The sequence below is a fragment of the Methylomagnum ishizawai genome, assembly GCF_900155475.1.
In the GTDB taxonomy this organism is placed as follows: Bacteria; Pseudomonadota; Gammaproteobacteria; order Methylococcales; family Methylococcaceae; genus Methylomagnum; species Methylomagnum ishizawai_A.
In genome coordinates this window covers 3,488,132-3,503,569 of record NZ_FXAM01000001.1, presented here as the reverse complement: position 1 = coordinate 3,503,569, position 15,438 = coordinate 3,488,132, and the positions used below count along the sequence as shown (strand labels likewise).

General features: G+C 61.4%; 15 protein-coding genes. 10 read left to right on the top strand and 5 right to left on the bottom strand.

All coding sequences use genetic code 11. The features are described from left to right. Window positions 1–4: 4 nt before the first annotated feature. From B9N93_RS15640 to B9N93_RS15625, 4 genes are read right to left on the bottom strand one after another with little or no spacing between them, the layout of a single operon-like run. The gene (locus B9N93_RS15640; RefSeq protein WP_085215195.1) at window positions 5–1,078 is read right to left on the bottom strand and encodes an ABC transporter ATP-binding protein; all 1,074 of its coding nucleotides are present in this window, start codon (window positions 1,076–1,078) and stop codon (window positions 5–7) included. Window positions 1,079–1,084: 6 nt separating this feature from the next. Beyond that, window positions 1,085–1,897, bottom strand: a complete 813-nt coding sequence (locus B9N93_RS15635; protein ID WP_217807311.1) for a DUF4435 domain-containing protein — start codon at window positions 1,895–1,897, stop codon at window positions 1,085–1,087. Between the two features lie 31 nt (window positions 1,898–1,928). Beyond that, complete coding sequence (locus tag B9N93_RS15630; RefSeq protein WP_085215193.1) at window positions 1,929–3,257, bottom strand: AAA family ATPase; 1,329 nt, start codon at window positions 3,255–3,257, stop codon at window positions 1,929–1,931. 27 nt (window positions 3,258–3,284) lie between these two features. Beyond that, window positions 3,285–4,793: a glucoamylase family protein gene (locus B9N93_RS15625; protein WP_176225278.1), complete on the bottom strand. Its 1,509-nt coding sequence runs from the start codon at window positions 4,791–4,793 to the stop codon at window positions 3,285–3,287. A gap of 188 nt (window positions 4,794–4,981) precedes the next feature. On the opposite strand from B9N93_RS15625, the gene B9N93_RS15620 reads away from it, so the two are divergent. Further along, window positions 4,982–6,286 (top strand): sugar ABC transporter substrate-binding protein, encoded by a 1,305-nt coding sequence (locus tag B9N93_RS15620; protein ID WP_085215191.1) that lies wholly within the window; start codon window positions 4,982–4,984, stop codon window positions 6,284–6,286. Continuing rightward, window positions 6,283–7,161, top strand: a complete 879-nt coding sequence (locus B9N93_RS15615) for a carbohydrate ABC transporter permease (RefSeq protein WP_085215190.1) — start codon at window positions 6,283–6,285, stop codon at window positions 7,159–7,161. Before B9N93_RS15620 ends, B9N93_RS15615 begins: the two co-directional genes overlap by 4 nt. A 12-nt stretch (window positions 7,162–7,173) precedes the next feature. On the opposite strand, the gene B9N93_RS15610 is transcribed toward B9N93_RS15615, so the two are convergent. Next, the gene (locus B9N93_RS15610) at window positions 7,174–7,710 is read right to left on the bottom strand and encodes a methyltransferase domain-containing protein (protein WP_176225277.1); all 537 of its coding nucleotides are present in this window, start codon (window positions 7,708–7,710) and stop codon (window positions 7,174–7,176) included. A 285-nt stretch (window positions 7,711–7,995) separates the two neighbouring features. Between B9N93_RS15610 and mutL the strand changes: the two genes are divergently transcribed. The 8 genes from mutL to B9N93_RS15570 all read left to right on the top strand — a co-directional run bounded on the left by mutL (window position 7,996) and on the right by B9N93_RS15570 (window position 15,430). Beyond that, a complete protein-coding gene (gene mutL / locus B9N93_RS15605; protein ID WP_085215188.1) occupies window positions 7,996–9,825 on the top strand; it encodes a DNA mismatch repair endonuclease MutL in 1,830 nt (609 codons plus the stop codon). Continuing rightward, entirely contained in the window at window positions 9,822–10,772 is a 951-nt protein-coding gene (miaA, locus tag B9N93_RS15600) for a tRNA (adenosine(37)-N6)-dimethylallyltransferase MiaA (protein WP_085215187.1), read from the top strand. The genes mutL and miaA overlap by 4 nt, the downstream gene beginning before the upstream one ends. A gap of 208 nt (window positions 10,773–10,980) precedes the next feature. After that, a complete protein-coding gene (locus tag B9N93_RS15595) occupies window positions 10,981–11,181 on the top strand; it encodes a hypothetical protein (protein WP_085215186.1) in 201 nt (66 codons plus the stop codon). Beyond that, window positions 11,178–11,432 (top strand): type II toxin-antitoxin system HigB family toxin, encoded by a 255-nt coding sequence (locus B9N93_RS15590; protein ID WP_085215185.1) that lies wholly within the window; start codon window positions 11,178–11,180, stop codon window positions 11,430–11,432. The genes B9N93_RS15595 and B9N93_RS15590 overlap by 4 nt, the downstream gene beginning before the upstream one ends. Before the next feature lie 67 nt (window positions 11,433–11,499). Beyond that, window positions 11,500–12,255 (top strand): nucleotidyltransferase domain-containing protein, encoded by a 756-nt coding sequence (locus B9N93_RS15585; protein WP_085215184.1) that lies wholly within the window; start codon window positions 11,500–11,502, stop codon window positions 12,253–12,255. Beyond that, entirely contained in the window at window positions 12,252–13,328 is a 1,077-nt protein-coding gene (locus B9N93_RS15580; RefSeq protein WP_085215183.1) for a DNA polymerase beta superfamily protein, read from the top strand. Before B9N93_RS15585 ends, B9N93_RS15580 begins: the two co-directional genes overlap by 4 nt. Continuing rightward, on the top strand, window positions 13,328–14,692 hold the full coding sequence (locus B9N93_RS15575; protein WP_085215182.1) for a tetratricopeptide repeat protein: 1,365 nt from the start codon (window positions 13,328–13,330) through the stop codon (window positions 14,690–14,692). The genes B9N93_RS15580 and B9N93_RS15575 overlap by 1 nt, the downstream gene beginning before the upstream one ends. Before the next feature lie 279 nt (window positions 14,693–14,971). After that, on the top strand, window positions 14,972–15,430 hold the full coding sequence (locus B9N93_RS15570; protein ID WP_085215181.1) for a (2Fe-2S)-binding protein: 459 nt from the start codon (window positions 14,972–14,974) through the stop codon (window positions 15,428–15,430). Window positions 15,431–15,438: the final 8 nt, after the last annotated feature.

Below are 15,438 nucleotides of genomic sequence, written 5' to 3'. Positions count from 1 at the left end.
GCGTTCAATCCTCCCGTGAGAACAAGCGCACCGCCGATCCGTCCATTACCAAGCGCACCCGGTCGCCCGGCCCGAACCCGTACATCCCCGGCAGCCGCGCCGTCCAGACCTGGGTTTCCGGGCCGGGTTGGAAATACAGCAAGGTTTCATGGCCCAGATATTCGGTTCCCATCACCACCGCCGCGAATCCCATATCTTCCGGCTCGGCCAAGCGCATGGCTTCCGGGCGTATCCCGGCCAGCACCGCCGCCCCATCCGGGTGCGTGCCCATGTCCACGCCCACCGCCACCACCCCGCCCGCCACCCGCAACCGTGCCCGGCCCGATCCCTCCGCTTCCAGCACCGCCGCGAACAGGTTCATGGGCGGACTGCCGATGAAGCCCGCCACGAAGGGATTTCCGGGCCGCTCGTACAAGGTCTTGGGATCGGCGACTTGTTGTATCCGGCCTTGGTGCAGGACGGCGATGCGGCGACCCAAGGTCATGGCCTCGACTTGGTCGTGGGTGACATAGAGCATGGTCGCGCCCATCCGCCGCTGTAGTTCGCCGATTTCGGTGCGCACTTGGCCGCGCAGTTGGGCGTCGAGGTTCGACAAAGGCTCGTCCAGCAGGAACACCGAAGGCTCCCGCACCAAGGCCCGTCCCATCGCCACCCGCTGCCGCTGTCCGCCGGAAAGTTGCTTGGGCAGGCGCTCCAGCACTTCCCCCAGGTCCAGCAATTCCACCGCCCAGGCCACCCGGCGGCGGATATCCTCCCGGCCCAGCTTGCGCATCTTGAGCGGGAATTCCAGGTTGCCGCGCACCGTCATGGTGGGATAGAGCGCGTAATCCTGGAACACCATGGCGATGTTGCGCTCCTGCGGGGAAAGGGTGTTGGCGATGCGCCCGCCGATTCTGAGCGTGCCGGAACTGAGGTCTTCCAACCCGGCCAGGAGGCGCAACAAGGTGGATTTGCCGCAGCCGGAAGGACCGACCAGCACCATCAATTCGCCATCCGGGATATCCAGGGTGAAATCGCGGAGGGCGTGGTAGCCGTTGGGGTAGGTTTTTTCGAGGTGTTCAAAAGAGACGGAGGCCATGGGAATCTATGCCACCGCCGGTAGAATTTGGTAAGGGGTATTGTTGAGTTCCCAGCCACGGATATCCCGGTAGAGTTTGGTCAGCGCGAGTTCGGCGGTATGGAAAGCCAGCCGTAGATTCCGGGCGATGTCGTCTTTGCCATAGCTTGATTTAAGCGTGCCAAATACCTCTTCGTGCAAACCCAATCGTAGGATTTCCACCAAATCATGGCCTTGGCATATCAACCAAGGATCGGCGGCGGGCAGTGCCTCCAGTAAGGCGCATAATTGCTCCGCATCCTTCAAACCCGCCGCTTGAAAAGTGGCATCCAACAACTCTGTCCGTTTAACAACCCAGGTTTTGCGGTCGATAAATCGGCTCGGTGTGATTTTTTTGCTGAAGTCCAATCCCCAGTTTTGCCGTTTATCTAGCCAGCGTAATCGCCCAAAAGCCAGTCCGTTTTCCACTAGCCTTGCCCTAATTGATACCCCGGATTTTTGCTCGAAGCGCTGGATTTTCGCAGGATCGGCTAATTCCGCTAGAACCCGCTCCAAGGCGGGCGAGCAAAACAGCATACATTCCAAATCCCGCCCATCCGTGACCAATAAATTGCAAGAGGGGCAGCGCCAGCTTTCGAGGCTATCGCAGTCGTCGTCGATAATGCCCAAAGCGCCGGAAAATCGACGGGCATCGAGTTTTTCGATGGCTCCGAGCAGGTTGTTCTTGCCTTCGGCCAGTACGATTTGACATTCCTCGTCGCTGATGCGTGTCTTCCAGAATTTGGAATCGTCCGGCCCCTCGACCAAGAGGAAGCTGCCTTTATGGACCTGCCGCGTCATTAGGATTTCCGTCTCGATTTCCCCTGCGGTTTTAGACGGAAACATCAACCGCCTCCGCGTCTAAAGAAACCATCAAGTCGCTGCGGTCGCCGACGATATAGGGGGAATGGGTGGCTAATAGCACGTCGATTTTCGCGATTTTCACGATTTCCAGAAGGTCGGGGAGGAATCGTTTTTGCCAAGCGAGATGGAGGGAAAGTTCGGGTTCGTCGATGAGTACCAAGGTATTTTTTTGGGCTTTAAATAGAAGATCGTAATGCAACACCATTTCATGCTGCTCGCCAGAGGATAAGTGTTCTATATTGAATTCCAACCCGCTTGGTGCTTCGACAACAAATCCAATTTCCCTTTTGATTTTTATCTGCTTATGAACAAATTTGGCGTTTAATATATTTAAGAGCCCAATTATCCTATTGGCTATATCTTCAAGGGCTTTGAACTTGGCTTCCGTATCCTTCACATAAAGCGTCATCACTCGTCTTTCGGTATCTTCAATCTCGTTTAGCGTGGAAAGGTCGAAAGATGATGTTTCGCTATCATCTAATAAATTGATCCTCCTAAATTCTTCCCGTTTATTATCTATTACATTCATACTGGCTTTTAATTCTGCAACGTCCAAAAGATCGCCTGAAAAACGCAGTACTCGTCGTGGAAAGGTATGATCCAGAATTTGGGATTGCTGCCCATAACTCGCAAGAGCATCGCGGATACGAAGTTGCAAATCCTCAGAACAATCGACCACGGTCGAAAGCATATACCCCTTGGGTGGTGGTGGAGAGGTGTCGGAAACAATCAGGGTGACCGGGCCGGCGTTCTGGAAAACGTTATGGGCACCATATTGCCCTTTTCCTCCGGTTACGGCATTGGCTTTGGTGGAAAAATCGTCAAACGCGAGACGGGACAATCGTTGGGTATCTATTAAATTAGCGTTAAACATGCTGCGAAAATTACGCAGCCATGCCGGTTCTCGTTTTATCGTGCCAAATAACAATTCATCTTCGGCTATTACTTTCCTATCCTTGGATGTGAGAAAAAATCGGAATTTCCACGCCTTATTTGTTTTGAGATCAGTGCTGGATTTATTGGTGATAGTTATTGCCCTGCCATCTTCCATAAGAATATAAAGCTCAGAAAATGGAATTTCTGCCAATACGCTTTTTTCTTCATTACCCGCCAAGCCTCCCCATGGCCGATTAAATAGCGAGTTCACCATCCGCAATAAAACCGTCTTCCCCACCCCGTTCGGTCCGTGCAGGATAGTCACCCGCTCTTCCAGATTCAGGTCGATGCAATGGTTATACAAGCCGAATAAGCCATCGACCTTGATTTGCCGGATACGCAAAAGCTCTGTTTCGCTCATGTCAATACCTCTTGCGATGCCAAATTTTCACTGCCCCGCGAAGCGCTCGATCCCCAACAAGGGCAACACCTTCTTTACCCCCGCATCCGCCGCGAATAACTTTTGTATCGCGTGGTCGGCCAGGGTATCGGCCAGGGCCACCAGGATCATGGCCTGATTCAAACACAGATAGTGATAGGCCACCGCCCCGCTCTGGGGATCGACCGCGTCGTAAAAGCCGAAATCGCCATAGATGGGATACAGCGCGGCCAGTTTCCGCAGGTTCGCCGTCGCCGTCTCGGGTTCGGCCAACAGCGCCAAGGCGGCGGCGTGCGGCGTCACCACGCCGGAGGGATAGCCCGCGATGCCCAGCGGTTTCACGCCGTATTCCTGGTAGCGCCCATTCCCCGGATTGGAACTCGGCGACATGCCCCACACCGGAAAGCCTAGGTCTTCCGTGGCATATTGGCGGTGGATGGCGGTGTGGATGTCGCCGTTGCGGCCCAGGCTGGCGGGGGCGTATAGGCTTTCGTCCAGCACCAAGCGCGGCATTAGCGCCTCGAACAGGCTGCCGCCCCAGGACGGCACGTAGTCCTGGCCGCGCCAATGGTAATGCCCGCCGGTCCAGCGGAAGCCATTCACGTCGTATTCGACGCGGCCCAGGGGCGGACGGGTTTGCCATTGGATGTCCGGCGGGAAGGTGCGGGACATGGCGAACCAATGGGCTTCCGGCACCGCGCCCTGGGCGATGGCGATGAGGCTGCCAAGGCGCGATTCGGCATAGAACACGCCATAGTGGTAATCCGAGCGGGTTTTGAGCGGGACGTGGTAGCCGTGCGACATCAACCGGTATTTTTCGTCGTAGAAAAAACCGTAATCGCCTTGCGCGATCAGCCGGGAGCAGCGCTCCGCCAGTTCCGGGAACGCCTGCCGCGCCACCATCAAGCCCGCCGTCAGCCAGGACGAATCGACGAAGGAAATGAAATCGCTGGTGCGTTCCAGGGTGGTGGTGTTGTAGTAATTGAAGAAGAAGCCGCGATGGCTTTCCATGCGTTCGAGCGAAGCCAGGGTGGCTTTGAGCCGGGTCAGGGCTTGTTCCCGGTCGATGAGCTTGAGTTCGTTGGCCGAGGCCACGGCCAGGAAATGGAAGCCGATATTGGTGACACTGGTGTAATCGCCGATGCGGGTGGTTTCCGGGGCGATGCCGCCGTTCTCGAATTCGACCCGGTCCAGCGGCAGGCCGTGGGCCAGGTCGGTGAAGGCGTCGAGGCCGCGCCAGGTGTCGGCGGCGAGTTTCAAGAGGAAGGTCCGGGGGTCGGTGTCGGGCGCGGGCGGTGCGGCCCGCAAGCTACGGGGCCAGCCCGCCAGCCGGGCCTTGAGCAAGGGACGTGCGGCCATTTCGCCTCCCACCGATTGTTCCCAAGCTTGTTTTTGCGGAGCCAATTCCGCGCCGGGGGGGATTTCGGGATTCGCCGGGGCCGTCCCGTCCGCGCCCACGGGTCCGGCCAGCGCGGCCCATAATCCCAGTATCAATCCGACCCACACTGTTGTTTTCACCGCGCCTTCGCCTCGTATAACTGCATCGCCCGCCCGATATGCGGGTCGGGCAAGCATAGAGGATGCGGGCCGGGCGCTCAATTCGTCACGCTGGAGCCCCAAGCTTGCTTTGCTGCCCAAAGCCAGCTTGGGGCTCCGGGGCTTGCCCCGTACAATCGGCGGCCACTTCACCGCAGGGCCGTCGCATCATGGGTATCGCCAACCGTTTCCGCCGCCATCGCTCCGCGCCGGGCTTCGCCGCGCTGCTGGCCTGCCTCACGCTGGCGGGCTGCGGCGAGGATGCCGGGCCGGTGCGGCTGCAATTCTGGGCCATGGGCGGCGAGGGCGAGGCCGTGCGGCAACTGCTGCCGGAATTCGAGCGGTTGAATCCGGGGCTGCGGGTCGAGGTCCAGCCCATCCCGTGGAGCGCGGCCCATGAAAAGCTCCTGACCGCCTACGCGGGCGAGGCCATGCCGGATGTGTTCCAGCTCGGGAATACCTGGGTGCCGGAATTCGTGGCGCTGCGGGCCATCGACGCCTTGGACGCCGGGCGGGTGCCGGAAGCCATCCGGGCGCGGGCGGATTATTTCGCGGGGCTGCTCGCCACCCATGAAATCGGCGGGCGGCTCTACGCCCTGCCTTGGTATGTGGATACGCGGCTGCTGTTTTATCGCAAGGATATTTTGGCCCGGGCGGGTTATGCCGAACCGCCGCGCACTTGGCGGGAATGGTCGGCGGCGATGGCCCGCATCAAAGCCTTGCCCGGCGGCGAACATTACGCCTTGTTGCTGCCCATGAACGAATGGCAAATCCCGGCCATTCTCGGCTTGCAAGCGGGGGCGGGTTTGCTGCGCGACGGCGGGCGTTATGGCGATTTCCAGAATCCCAAGTTCCGGCGGGCTTTCGATTTTTATCTGGACCTGTTCCGGCGCGGCGATGCGCCCGCCGTGGCCGAGGCCCAGATCGCCAATCTTTATCAGGAATTCGCACGGGGTTATTTCGCGATGTACATCACCGGGCCATGGAATATCGGCGAATTCCGGCGGCGCTTGCCGGAAGCGATGCAAGACCAATGGGCTACCGCGCCGCTGCCCGCGCCGGATGATATTTATCCCGGCCTGTCGCTGGCGGGCGGGGCGAGTCTGGCCCTGGCGCACGGCTCGACCCACAAGGCGGAAGCCGCCCGCTTGATCGAATTCCTCTCCACCCCGGAACGGCAGGTGGCGTTCTACCGACTGACCGGCGATTTGCCGACCCGGCGTTCGGCCTGGGATGCGCCGGAATTGGCCGGTTCCGATAAGGCCCAGGCATTCAAGGCGCAATTGGAGCGGGTCGCCGCCACGCCCAAGCTACCGGAATGGGAGCGCATCGCCAGCAAGCTGGCGCATTACGCCGAAAAGGCGGTGCGCGGCGAACTAAGCCCGGACGCGGCTTTGGCCGGTTTGGATGCCGAGGTGGACCGGATTTTGGAAAAGCGCCGCTGGTTGCTGGACCGGGAGCGTCCGGCCCGATGAAGCGGTTCCGCATTCCGCCCGCCGTCTGGTTTGTCGGCCCGGCTTTGGCGCTCATCGCCGTGTTCTTTTTCCTGCCGGTGATTGCGGCGCTACTGCTGAGCTTCACCGATTTCGATATTTACGCGCTGGGCGATTTAAGCACGCTGCGCTTCGTGGGGCTGGACAATTACCGGCGCTTACTGGCCGATCCCTTGTTCCTCACGGCGTTGCGGAATACCGGCTATTTCGTGGCGGTGGGTGGGCCGTTGTCGGTGGCGGTGTCGCTGGGGATGGCTTTGTTGCTGAACCATGGGCGGGTGCGCGGGAAGGGCGTGTTCCGGGCCTTGCTGTTCCTGCCGGTGGTGACGACCTTGGTGGCGGTTGCGGTGGTGTGGCGTTATCTCTATCACCCGCGCTATGGCTTTTTGAATTATGTGCTGGGTTGGCTCGGTATCGCGCCCATCGATTGGCTGGGCGACCCGGCCTATGCCATGCCCGCGATTATCTTGATGGCGGTGTGGAAGAATTTCGGCTTCAACATGATCGTGTTCATCGCGGGTTTGCAGAGTATCCCGCGCCGTTTATACGAGGCGGCGATGCTGGACGGGGCCGGGCCGTGGCGGCAATTCCTGCATATTACTGTGCCGATGCTGGCCCCGACTTTCTTGTTCGTGACCGTCATCACCTTGATCGGCTATTGCCAGTTGTTCGCCGAGCCTTATGTGATGACCCAGGGCGGTCCCGCCGATAGCACGCTGAGCGTGGCTTTGTTGATGTTCCAGGAGGGTTTCCGCTGGTGGAATCTCGGCTATGCGGCGGCGGTGGCGTTCGTGTTGTTCTTGATTATCCTGCTGGGGACGTTGGGACAGGTTTGGCTGCGGCGGGGTAGGGATTGAACGGACGGTTGTTCATCCGCCGTTCCGAAGAAACACGGCGGTGTAGTATTCCAGGTTTCCCCGGAATTCGTTGCGGAGTATCGCGGTGGGTGCCGAGATGCGCTGTAAATCGGCGAAATCGAAGTTTTTGGGCAGTTTGAACAATACCTCGGGGGATACCGCCAAGGCTTGACGTAGCAGGGTTGCTCCGTCCGGCGAGAAATCCTTGAGGCGGAATTGTTCAAGCTTGCCGTAGGCGGGGCCACCCCAAGGTGGATCGAGGTAAATCGCCGTGTCTGCCGCCGGTTCGAGTTTCTCGGTGCAATCGCCTTCCAGGAAATGGATTCGGTCTTCGACGCCGAAGCGTTGGGCATTGCGCCGGGCCATGTCGAGGCGGCTGGCTTGAAGCTCTATCGCGTCAACCTGTTTGCCCCTGCGGGCGAAGGCGATGGCCGCTCCGCCTATTCCGCAGAAGGCATCGACCACCCGTGGGGATCGAATCCGTTCCGCCAGTTCCAGGGCCAAGGCTTGCAGGTCCAGCGAATACAGTCCTTCGAGGTCCATTTCCATTTGGCGCTCCATAGGCGAAAGCTTATCCCAGTATTTTTGATAGCCTTCGCCGAAGGGGCATGGGGGGGTTGTGGGTGGATTCATGATGGGATTGGTCATGGTGGCTAATAGTTGAATTAACCGGGCAGGGTGGGCGGTATTTCGGAATGACCGCAGGTTTGGGGGGCGGTGGGCATGAGTGCATACCCACCCTACCGAGCTTATAGTGTTAATCCCAACCCTTCCACCCCCCCTCCCACTCGGCGACAATACCCACCCCACACGAACCACTCCCGGCCTACCGCCATGCCCATCCGCTTCCTCCCCCCCCAACTCGTCAACCAAATCGCCGCCGGCGAAGTCGTCGAACGCCCCGCCTCGGCCATCAAGGAACTGGTCGAAAACGCCCTCGATGCCGACGCCCACCGGGTCGAAATCGAAGTGGAACAGGGCGGGCTCCGGCTCATGCGGGTCCGCGACGATGGCACCGGCATCCCCAAGGAAGAACTCCCGCTCGCCCTCTCGCGCCACGCCACCAGCAAAATCGCCAGCCTCGACGACCTGGAACGGGTGTCCAGCTTCGGCTTTCGCGGCGAAGCCCTGCCTAGCATCAGCTCGGTGTCGCGCCTGGCCCTGATTTCCCGCACCCAGGGCGAGCGCTGCGCCTTCCGTGTCACCACCGATGGCGGCGAGGCCGATTTCGATGTGCAGCCCGCCTCCCATCCCGAAGGCAGCACGGTCGAAATCCGCGACCTGTTCTACAACACCCCGGCCCGCCGCAAATTTCTGCGCAGTGAGAAGACCGAATTCCAGCACATCGAAACCCTGGTCAAGCGGCTGGCCCTGGCCCGCTTCGGGGTGGGCTTTTCCCTGAGCCATAACCAGCGCAATGTGTTCGATCTGCGCCCGGCCACCACCCAGGCTGATACCGAACTGCGCTTGGCCTTGCTGTTGGGCGGGGAATTCCTGGCCCAGGCCTTGGCGGTGGAGTTCGAGGCGGCGGGAATGCGGCTCACGGGTTGGGTGGGTTTGCCGACCTTTTCCCGCAGCCAGGCCGATATGCAATATTTCTATGTCAATGGCCGCTCGGTGCGCGACAAGCTGGCGGGCTACGCCATCAAGCAGGCATATCAGGATGTGCTGTACCACGGGCGGCAGCCGGTTTATGTGCTGTATCTCACGCTCGATCCGGCCCTGGTCGATGTCAACGCCCATCCGGCCAAGCTGGAAGTGCGGTTCCGCGAACCCGGCATGGTGCATGATTTCCTGTTCCGGGGTTTGCACCGGGCTTTGGGCGAGGCCAAGCCGGGCGCGGGCGTGGGAGCCGCTGCCGGATTCGAGGTGGCGGAACCCGTGGCCGCGCAGGGCGGATCGTCCCGCGCCACATCCGGTTCCGGCCTGTACGCGCCGCGCCCATCCACCCGCGCCGCCGCCCGCCAAGCCTCCCTGCCGCTGAACGTGGCCGAAACCCTCCAAGGCTATGCCGGGTTATACGGCAAACCGGCCAATGCTTCCGCCGCCGCTGAAACCCCGGAGTCCGAATCTGCCGCCATGCCGCCCTTGGGCTATGCCGTGGCCCATGTGCATGGCGCGTTCATCCTGGCCGAAAACCGCGAGGGCTTGGTCCTGGTCGATGCCCATGCCGCCCACGAGCGCATCACCTACGAAAAGCTCAAGCGCCAGCACGAGGCCGGGCCGGTGCCCAGCCAGCCTTTGTTATTGCCGCTGCGGTTGAAAGTGACCGGGGCCGAGGCCGAGTTGGCGGTCGAGGCCCAGGACGCCCTGGCCGCGCTCGGCATCGAACTCGACCGCGCCGGTCCCGAAACCCTGGTCATCCGCGCCTTGCCCGTGCTGTTGGGCGAAACCGACGGCGAAACGCTGGTGCGCGATGTGCTGGCCGACCTCAACCAGCACGGCCACAGCGCCCGTGTCGAGGCAAGCTTGAACGCGGTGCTGGCGACGCTGGCTTGCCATGGTTCGGTGCGGGCCAATCGCAAGCTGACCATTCCCGAGATGAACGCCCTGCTGCGGGAAATGGAAACCACCGAGCGCAGCGGCCAGTGCAACCACGGTCGGCCCACCTGGGTGGTGTTGAGCCTCAAGGAGTTGAACGGCTGGTTCGCCAGGGGCCGTTGAGCGTGGAACGCTTGCCGCCCGCCCTGGCCTTGATGGGGCCGACCGCTTCCGGCAAGACCCGGCTCGCCATCGCCTTGGCACAAGCGCTGGATGGCGAAGTCATCAGCGTGGATTCGGCCCTGGTCTACCGGGGCATGGACATCGGCACCGCCAAGCCCGACCTCGCAGAGCGGGCCGGCGTGCCCCATCATCTGATCGATATCCTCGACCCCAAGGAGGCGTATTCGACAGGCCGGTTCCGCGAGGACGCCCTGGCCTTGATGCGCGATATCACCGGGCGCGGCAAGCTGCCCATCCTGGCGGGTGGGACCCTGCTGTATTTCAACGCGCTGTTCCATGGGATTTCCGAACTTCCCTCCGCCGACCCCGATATCCGCCGCCAACTCGACGCGGAAGCCGCTGTCCGGGGCTGGCCCGAACTACACGCCGAACTGGCGCGGGTCGATCCCGTAGCTGCCGCCCGCATCCATCCCCACGATCCCCAGCGCATCCACCGGGCTTTGGAGGTTTATCGCATTACCGGCGTACCGCTCACCGAACTTTGCGCCGCCACCTTGGCCCCGCCGCCGCCGTTCGATTTGATTAAGCTGGTGGTGGCACCCGCCGACCGGCCCGCTTTGCATCAGCGTATCCGGCTACGTTTCCAGGCTATGCTGGAACGCGGCTTGGTCGAGGAAGTCCGCGCCCTGTACGAGCGTGGGGATTTGCAGCCCGGTTTGCCCTCGATCCGGGCGGTGGGCTATCGGCAGGTTTGGGCTTATCTGGCCGGGGAATATGATTGGGAGACGATGGTCGAGCGCGGCGTCATCACGACCCGGCAGTTCGCCAAGCGGCAGTTCACTTGGTTGCGGCGGGAGCAGGATGCGGCTCGGTATTGCAGCGAGGATGACAGGCTGGTGGAGCGGGTGTTGGCCGATGTGGCTGGGCGGTTGGAAGTGATCCGTTAAACCTTGGATAAGACAGGGCGGGCGGGGCTGTATGGCAAGCTACGCGAAGTATTTTCGCTGATAGGATTTGGCCGGAATTAACTTCTGCTTTTCGCTGATTCCCAGGCCCTGCTTGGGAATGCCGGTTCGGAAGTTCCGCTCCCAGCGTGGTAGTACGCTAAGGCGGGTCGGCGACAGCGTAACCCGCCTTTTAAAAAGTGAGGAATTTATGAATCAAGTGGAATTATTAGAGCAACATATTGCGGAATTGGATGATGCTTCATTTGCAAAGCTACGCGATTGGTTTATGGAATTTGACCAAGCCCGTTGGGACAAGAAACTGGAGGCTGATTCCAATGCTGGGAAATTGGACTTCCTTATCAATGCGGCACTCGCTGAACACGAAGCTGGACTAACGGGAGACCTTTGAAACACAAAACCGCTTCCAGCTTCTGGGCTTGCTATGAACGACTTCCTGTAGAGATTCGCAGCCTCGCCAAGAAGAACTTTCAGCTGCTAAAAGCCGATCACTCCCATCCTTCTTTGCAATTCAAGAAAGTGGGCAAAGTCTGGTCGGCTCGTGTTGGCTCCAATTACCGTGCGGTAGCCGCGCAGATTGAAGGGGGATTTCTTTGGGTTTGGATAGGCACTCACGCGGAATATGACAAACTGCTTGCCTAAAAAGGCGCTGCACCGGACGCTTGGGAATCCGTAACTACAGAACATTCTACCGACCATCGGCCCCCCCATGCACACCCAAATCCTCGCCTGCCTGGACCAAATCGAACACGAACACGGGGTCCGTATCCTCTACGCCGCCGAATCCGGCAGCCGGGCCTGGGGCTTCGCCTCGCCCGACAGCGATTACGATGTCCGTTTCGTCTATCTCCGCCCGCTGGAGGATTATTTGTCCATCGCCGCCCAGCGCGATGTGATCGAAGTGCCGATAGATCGCCTGTTGGACGTGAACGGCTGGGATATCCGCAAGGCGCTGGCCCTGTTCCGCAAGAGCAACGCGCCTTTGTACGAATGGCTGCAATCGCCCATCGTCTACCGCCGGGATGCGCGGTGCTGCGAGGCGTGGACGGCTTTGATGCCGGATTATTTTTCCCGGCGGGCCGGTTGCCATCATTATTTGTCCATGGCCCGCAACGCCTACGAACACCAACTCCAAGGCACCCGCGTCCGGCTCAAGCATTATTTCTATGCCTTGCGGCCCTTGCTGGCGGCGGCTTGGATTGTGGAGCGCGGCGGCGTGCCGCCGATGGAATTCGCATCCTTGCGCGATCAGGTCGCGGACGCCGCCGTACAAACAGCCATCGACGCCTTGCTGGACCTCAAGCGGAACGCCGACGAGCGGGCGGAAACGGCTCCGGTGCCGGTTTTGCAGGATTTTATCGCCCGCCGCTTGGCCGCGTATCCACAAGACAGCGCGGCGCTGGCTCCGCATAGCGGGGCGGAAGAACCCTTGAACCGGCTATTCAGGAGCCTGCTATTGCCATGAATTACCAACGCCTGCGGGGCAACCGGGATTGCCTATTGTTGGAGGCCGTGAGCGGCAGCCGGGCCTATGGGTTGGCCACGCCCGAATCCGACACCGACCTCAGGGGGGTGTTCATCCTGCCACGGCGGGAGTTCTACGGGTTCGGCTACACCGAACAAGTGAGCAATCCGAGCCAGGACGAAACCTATTACGAACTGAAACGCTACGCCGAACTGCTCTGCCGCAACAATCCCAACCTGTTGGAATTACTCGCCACTCCACCCGATTGCCTGCGCTACCGGCATCCCTTGATGGAACGGTTCACGCCGGAATTATTCCTGAGCAAGCTGTGCGAACAGAGCTTCGCCGGCTACGCGCAGTCGCAAATCCGCAAGGCGCGTGGACTGAACAAGAAGATCGTCCGTCCCGTCGAGCCTGGGCGTAAAAGCCTGCTCGACTTCTGCCATATGGCCGAGGGTCAGGGCAGCGTGCCCCTGGTCGAGTGGTTGGAGCGCCGGAGCTGGCGGCAAGAGGATTGCGGACTCGCGGCCATTCCCCATTTCCGCGACGGTTACGCGCTATTCCACGGGGATGGCCCGGAACAGCGCTTCCGGGGCATCGTCTCGGGGGCGGAAGCGCAGGAAGTCAGCCTCAGCAGCATTCCCAAGGACCGGGTTCCGACGGGTTTGTTGCATGTCAACAAGGATGGCTATTCGGCCTATTGCCGCGAGTATCGGGAATACTGGGATTGGGTGGCGAAGCGCAACGAGGCCCGCTATCGGGGTACCTTGGAACACGGCAAGCACTACGACGCCAAGAACATGATGCACACCTTCCGCCTGCTGCACATGGCCTTGGAAATCGCCACCGAGGGCCGGGTCAATGTGCGCCGCCCCGACCGGGAATTCTTGTTGGCCATCCGCCGGGGGGAATTCGACTACGACGATCTGGTCCGCCGCGCCGACGATAAGCTGGCGGAAATCCACGCCGCCTATGCCGCTTGCCCCCTGCCCGCACAACCCGATGCGGCGGCGGTGGAAGCGGTTTTGGTCGAGGTGCGGGAGGCCGTTTATGCCGCCAGCCCCGGCCCGTGATGACCGAGGACGGACTTTTCACCGAAGGCAACCGCCTGATGGCGGCGGGCGAGGCCGAAGCCGCCGAGCGCTGTTTCCGGCTAGCCCTCGCGCTCCGGCCCGATTTCCCGGAAGCGCTGACCAACCTGGGCTTGCTGCGCGAACAGGCCGGGGCGCTGGACGAGGCCGAAGCCTGCCACCGCCGCGCCATCGCCCTGCGCCCCGACCAAGCCCGCCTGCACCTCAACCTGGGCGTCCTGCTGATGAACGTCCGCCGCTATGCCGAGGCCGAAACCCGTTTCCGCCACGCCTTGGCCCTCGCGCCGGATTCGGCAGCGGCTTGGTCCAACCTGGGGGTCTTGATGATCCGCACCCAGCGCGAGGACGCGGCGGAACGTTGTCTCCGTAACGCTATCGGCCTGGACCCGGCCTATGCCAAGGCCCGTTTCAATCTGGCCTATGGGCTGCTGCGGCAAGGCCGCTACGAAGAGGGCTGGGAATGCCTGGAAGCCCGCGAATGGTATGGAATCCTGGACCGGCATTTCACCTGCCCGCGCTGGCAAGGCGAGGACTTGGCCGGGAAGTCGCTGCTGATCGGCCTCGAAGCCGGCCACGGCGACATGATCCAGTTCTGCCGCTACGGGCCGCTGCTGAAACGGATGGGTGCGGCGCGGATCACCGTGCTATGCCATCCCGGCTTGAAAACCTTGTTTGATACCTTGTCCGGTATCGATGAAGCCATCTCGGTCGCGGAGGACGTGCCCGCCTCGGGCTGGGATTACTGGACGCCGCCCTTGAGCCTGCCTTATCACTGCCGGACCCGGCTTGATAGCATCCCGACGCCAATTCCCTATCTGTCCGCCGATCCCGAGCGGATGGCCTATTGGTCGCCGCGCTTGCCGCCAGGGAAACGGGTCGGTTGGGTCTGGAAGGGCAATCCCCGGTTCGAGAACGACGCGGATCGGTCCTTGCCGTCGTTGGACTTGCTCGTCCCGCTGGGCCGGGTGCCCGGCATCCGGTTCGTGAGCCTGCAAAAAGGCGCGGGCGAAGACGAGGCGCGGAATCCGCCTGCCGGAGTCAAGCTGTTGGCCTTGGGCCATGAACTGACCGATTTCGCCGATACCGCCGCTGTCGTCGCGGGGCTGGATTTGATAATCAGCGTGGATACGGCGGTCGCCCACTTGGCCGGGGCGCTGGGCAAGCCGTGCTGGGTGTTGCTGCCCGACCATATGACCGATTGGCGCTGGCTGAAGGATCGGGCGGACTCGCCTTGGTATCCCGGCACGATGCGGCTGTTCCGCCAGTCCCCAGAGGGCGGCTGGGGTCCGGTGGTGGTGGCGGTGGCCCAAGCCTTGGCCGCGTGGTCGGTAGGTGCGATTACCTAAAGCGTCGGCATCGTCCGAGTCGAGGCGCTGAAGGAACTGACCGGCGGGCGCGGGCCGGATGCCTGCATCGACAAATTCCCCATGGGTTCGCTGATGAACCGCTCGTTTACCCTCAAGACCGGGCAACCCCATGTCCAGCGCTACCTGCATCCCTTCGCTGGTTCATACCCAACCCTACAGGCGTGGTTCGGGGGCGGCTTATGTCGTCGGCCACGCCCTGACGGTGGACGGCGGAAGGGCGGTCGTATAAGGTGCGGCTTCACCACTTGGGAGTACTCCATGACCACACTCGACATCAACGGCAAGGCGACCCGCGTCGACGCCGCGGCGGACACGCCCTTGTTATGGGTATTACGGGACGAGCTACAGCTCACCGGCACCAAATATGGCTGCGGCCAGGGCTTGTGCGGCGCTTGCACCGTCCATCTGGCGGGCCAGCCGGTGCGCGCCTGCATGACCCCGCTGGCGGCCGCCGTCGGTAAGCAGATCGTCACCATCGAAGGCGTTGGACCGGGCCGCGCCGCTAAGGCGGTGCTGGAAGCCTGGAAGCGCCTGGATGTCGTGCAATGTGGCTATTGCCAGCCCGGCCAGATCATGAGCGCGGTGGCCCTGCTCGAAAAGAACCCCAAGCCCTCCGATGCCGATATCGACGCCGCCTTGGGCGGCAATCTCTGCCGCTGCGGCACCTATGTCCGCATCCGCGCCGCCCTCCACGCGGCGGCCCAGGCCTTGGCTTGACGGAGCTA

Coding starts and splice junctions, on each gene's coding strand:
- B9N93_RS15615 (WP_085215190.1), top strand. CDS start 6,283: ATGAAGCGGTTCCGCATTCCGCCCGCCGTCTGGTTTGTCGGCCCGGCT.
- B9N93_RS15585 (WP_085215184.1), top strand. CDS start 11,500: ATGCACACCCAAATCCTCGCCTGCCTGGACCAAATCGAACACGAACAC.
- B9N93_RS15630 (WP_085215193.1), bottom strand. CDS start 3,257: ATGAGCGAAACAGAGCTTTTGCGTATCCGGCAAATCAAGGTCGATGGC.
- B9N93_RS15620 (WP_085215191.1), top strand. CDS start 4,982: ATGGGTATCGCCAACCGTTTCCGCCGCCATCGCTCCGCGCCGGGCTTC.
- B9N93_RS15595 (WP_085215186.1), top strand. CDS start 10,981: ATGAATCAAGTGGAATTATTAGAGCAACATATTGCGGAATTGGATGAT.
- B9N93_RS15580 (WP_085215183.1), top strand. CDS start 12,252: ATGAATTACCAACGCCTGCGGGGCAACCGGGATTGCCTATTGTTGGAG.
- mutL (WP_085215188.1), top strand. CDS start 7,996: ATGCCCATCCGCTTCCTCCCCCCCCAACTCGTCAACCAAATCGCCGCC.
- B9N93_RS15575 (WP_085215182.1), top strand. CDS start 13,328: ATGACCGAGGACGGACTTTTCACCGAAGGCAACCGCCTGATGGCGGCG.
- B9N93_RS15635 (WP_217807311.1), bottom strand. CDS start 1,897: ATGACGCGGCAGGTCCATAAAGGCAGCTTCCTCTTGGTCGAGGGGCCG.
- B9N93_RS15640 (WP_085215195.1), bottom strand. CDS start 1,078: ATGGCCTCCGTCTCTTTTGAACACCTCGAAAAAACCTACCCCAACGGC.
- B9N93_RS15570 (WP_085215181.1), top strand. CDS start 14,972: ATGACCACACTCGACATCAACGGCAAGGCGACCCGCGTCGACGCCGCG.
- B9N93_RS15610 (WP_176225277.1), bottom strand. CDS start 7,710: ATGGAAATGGACCTCGAAGGACTGTATTCGCTGGACCTGCAAGCCTTG.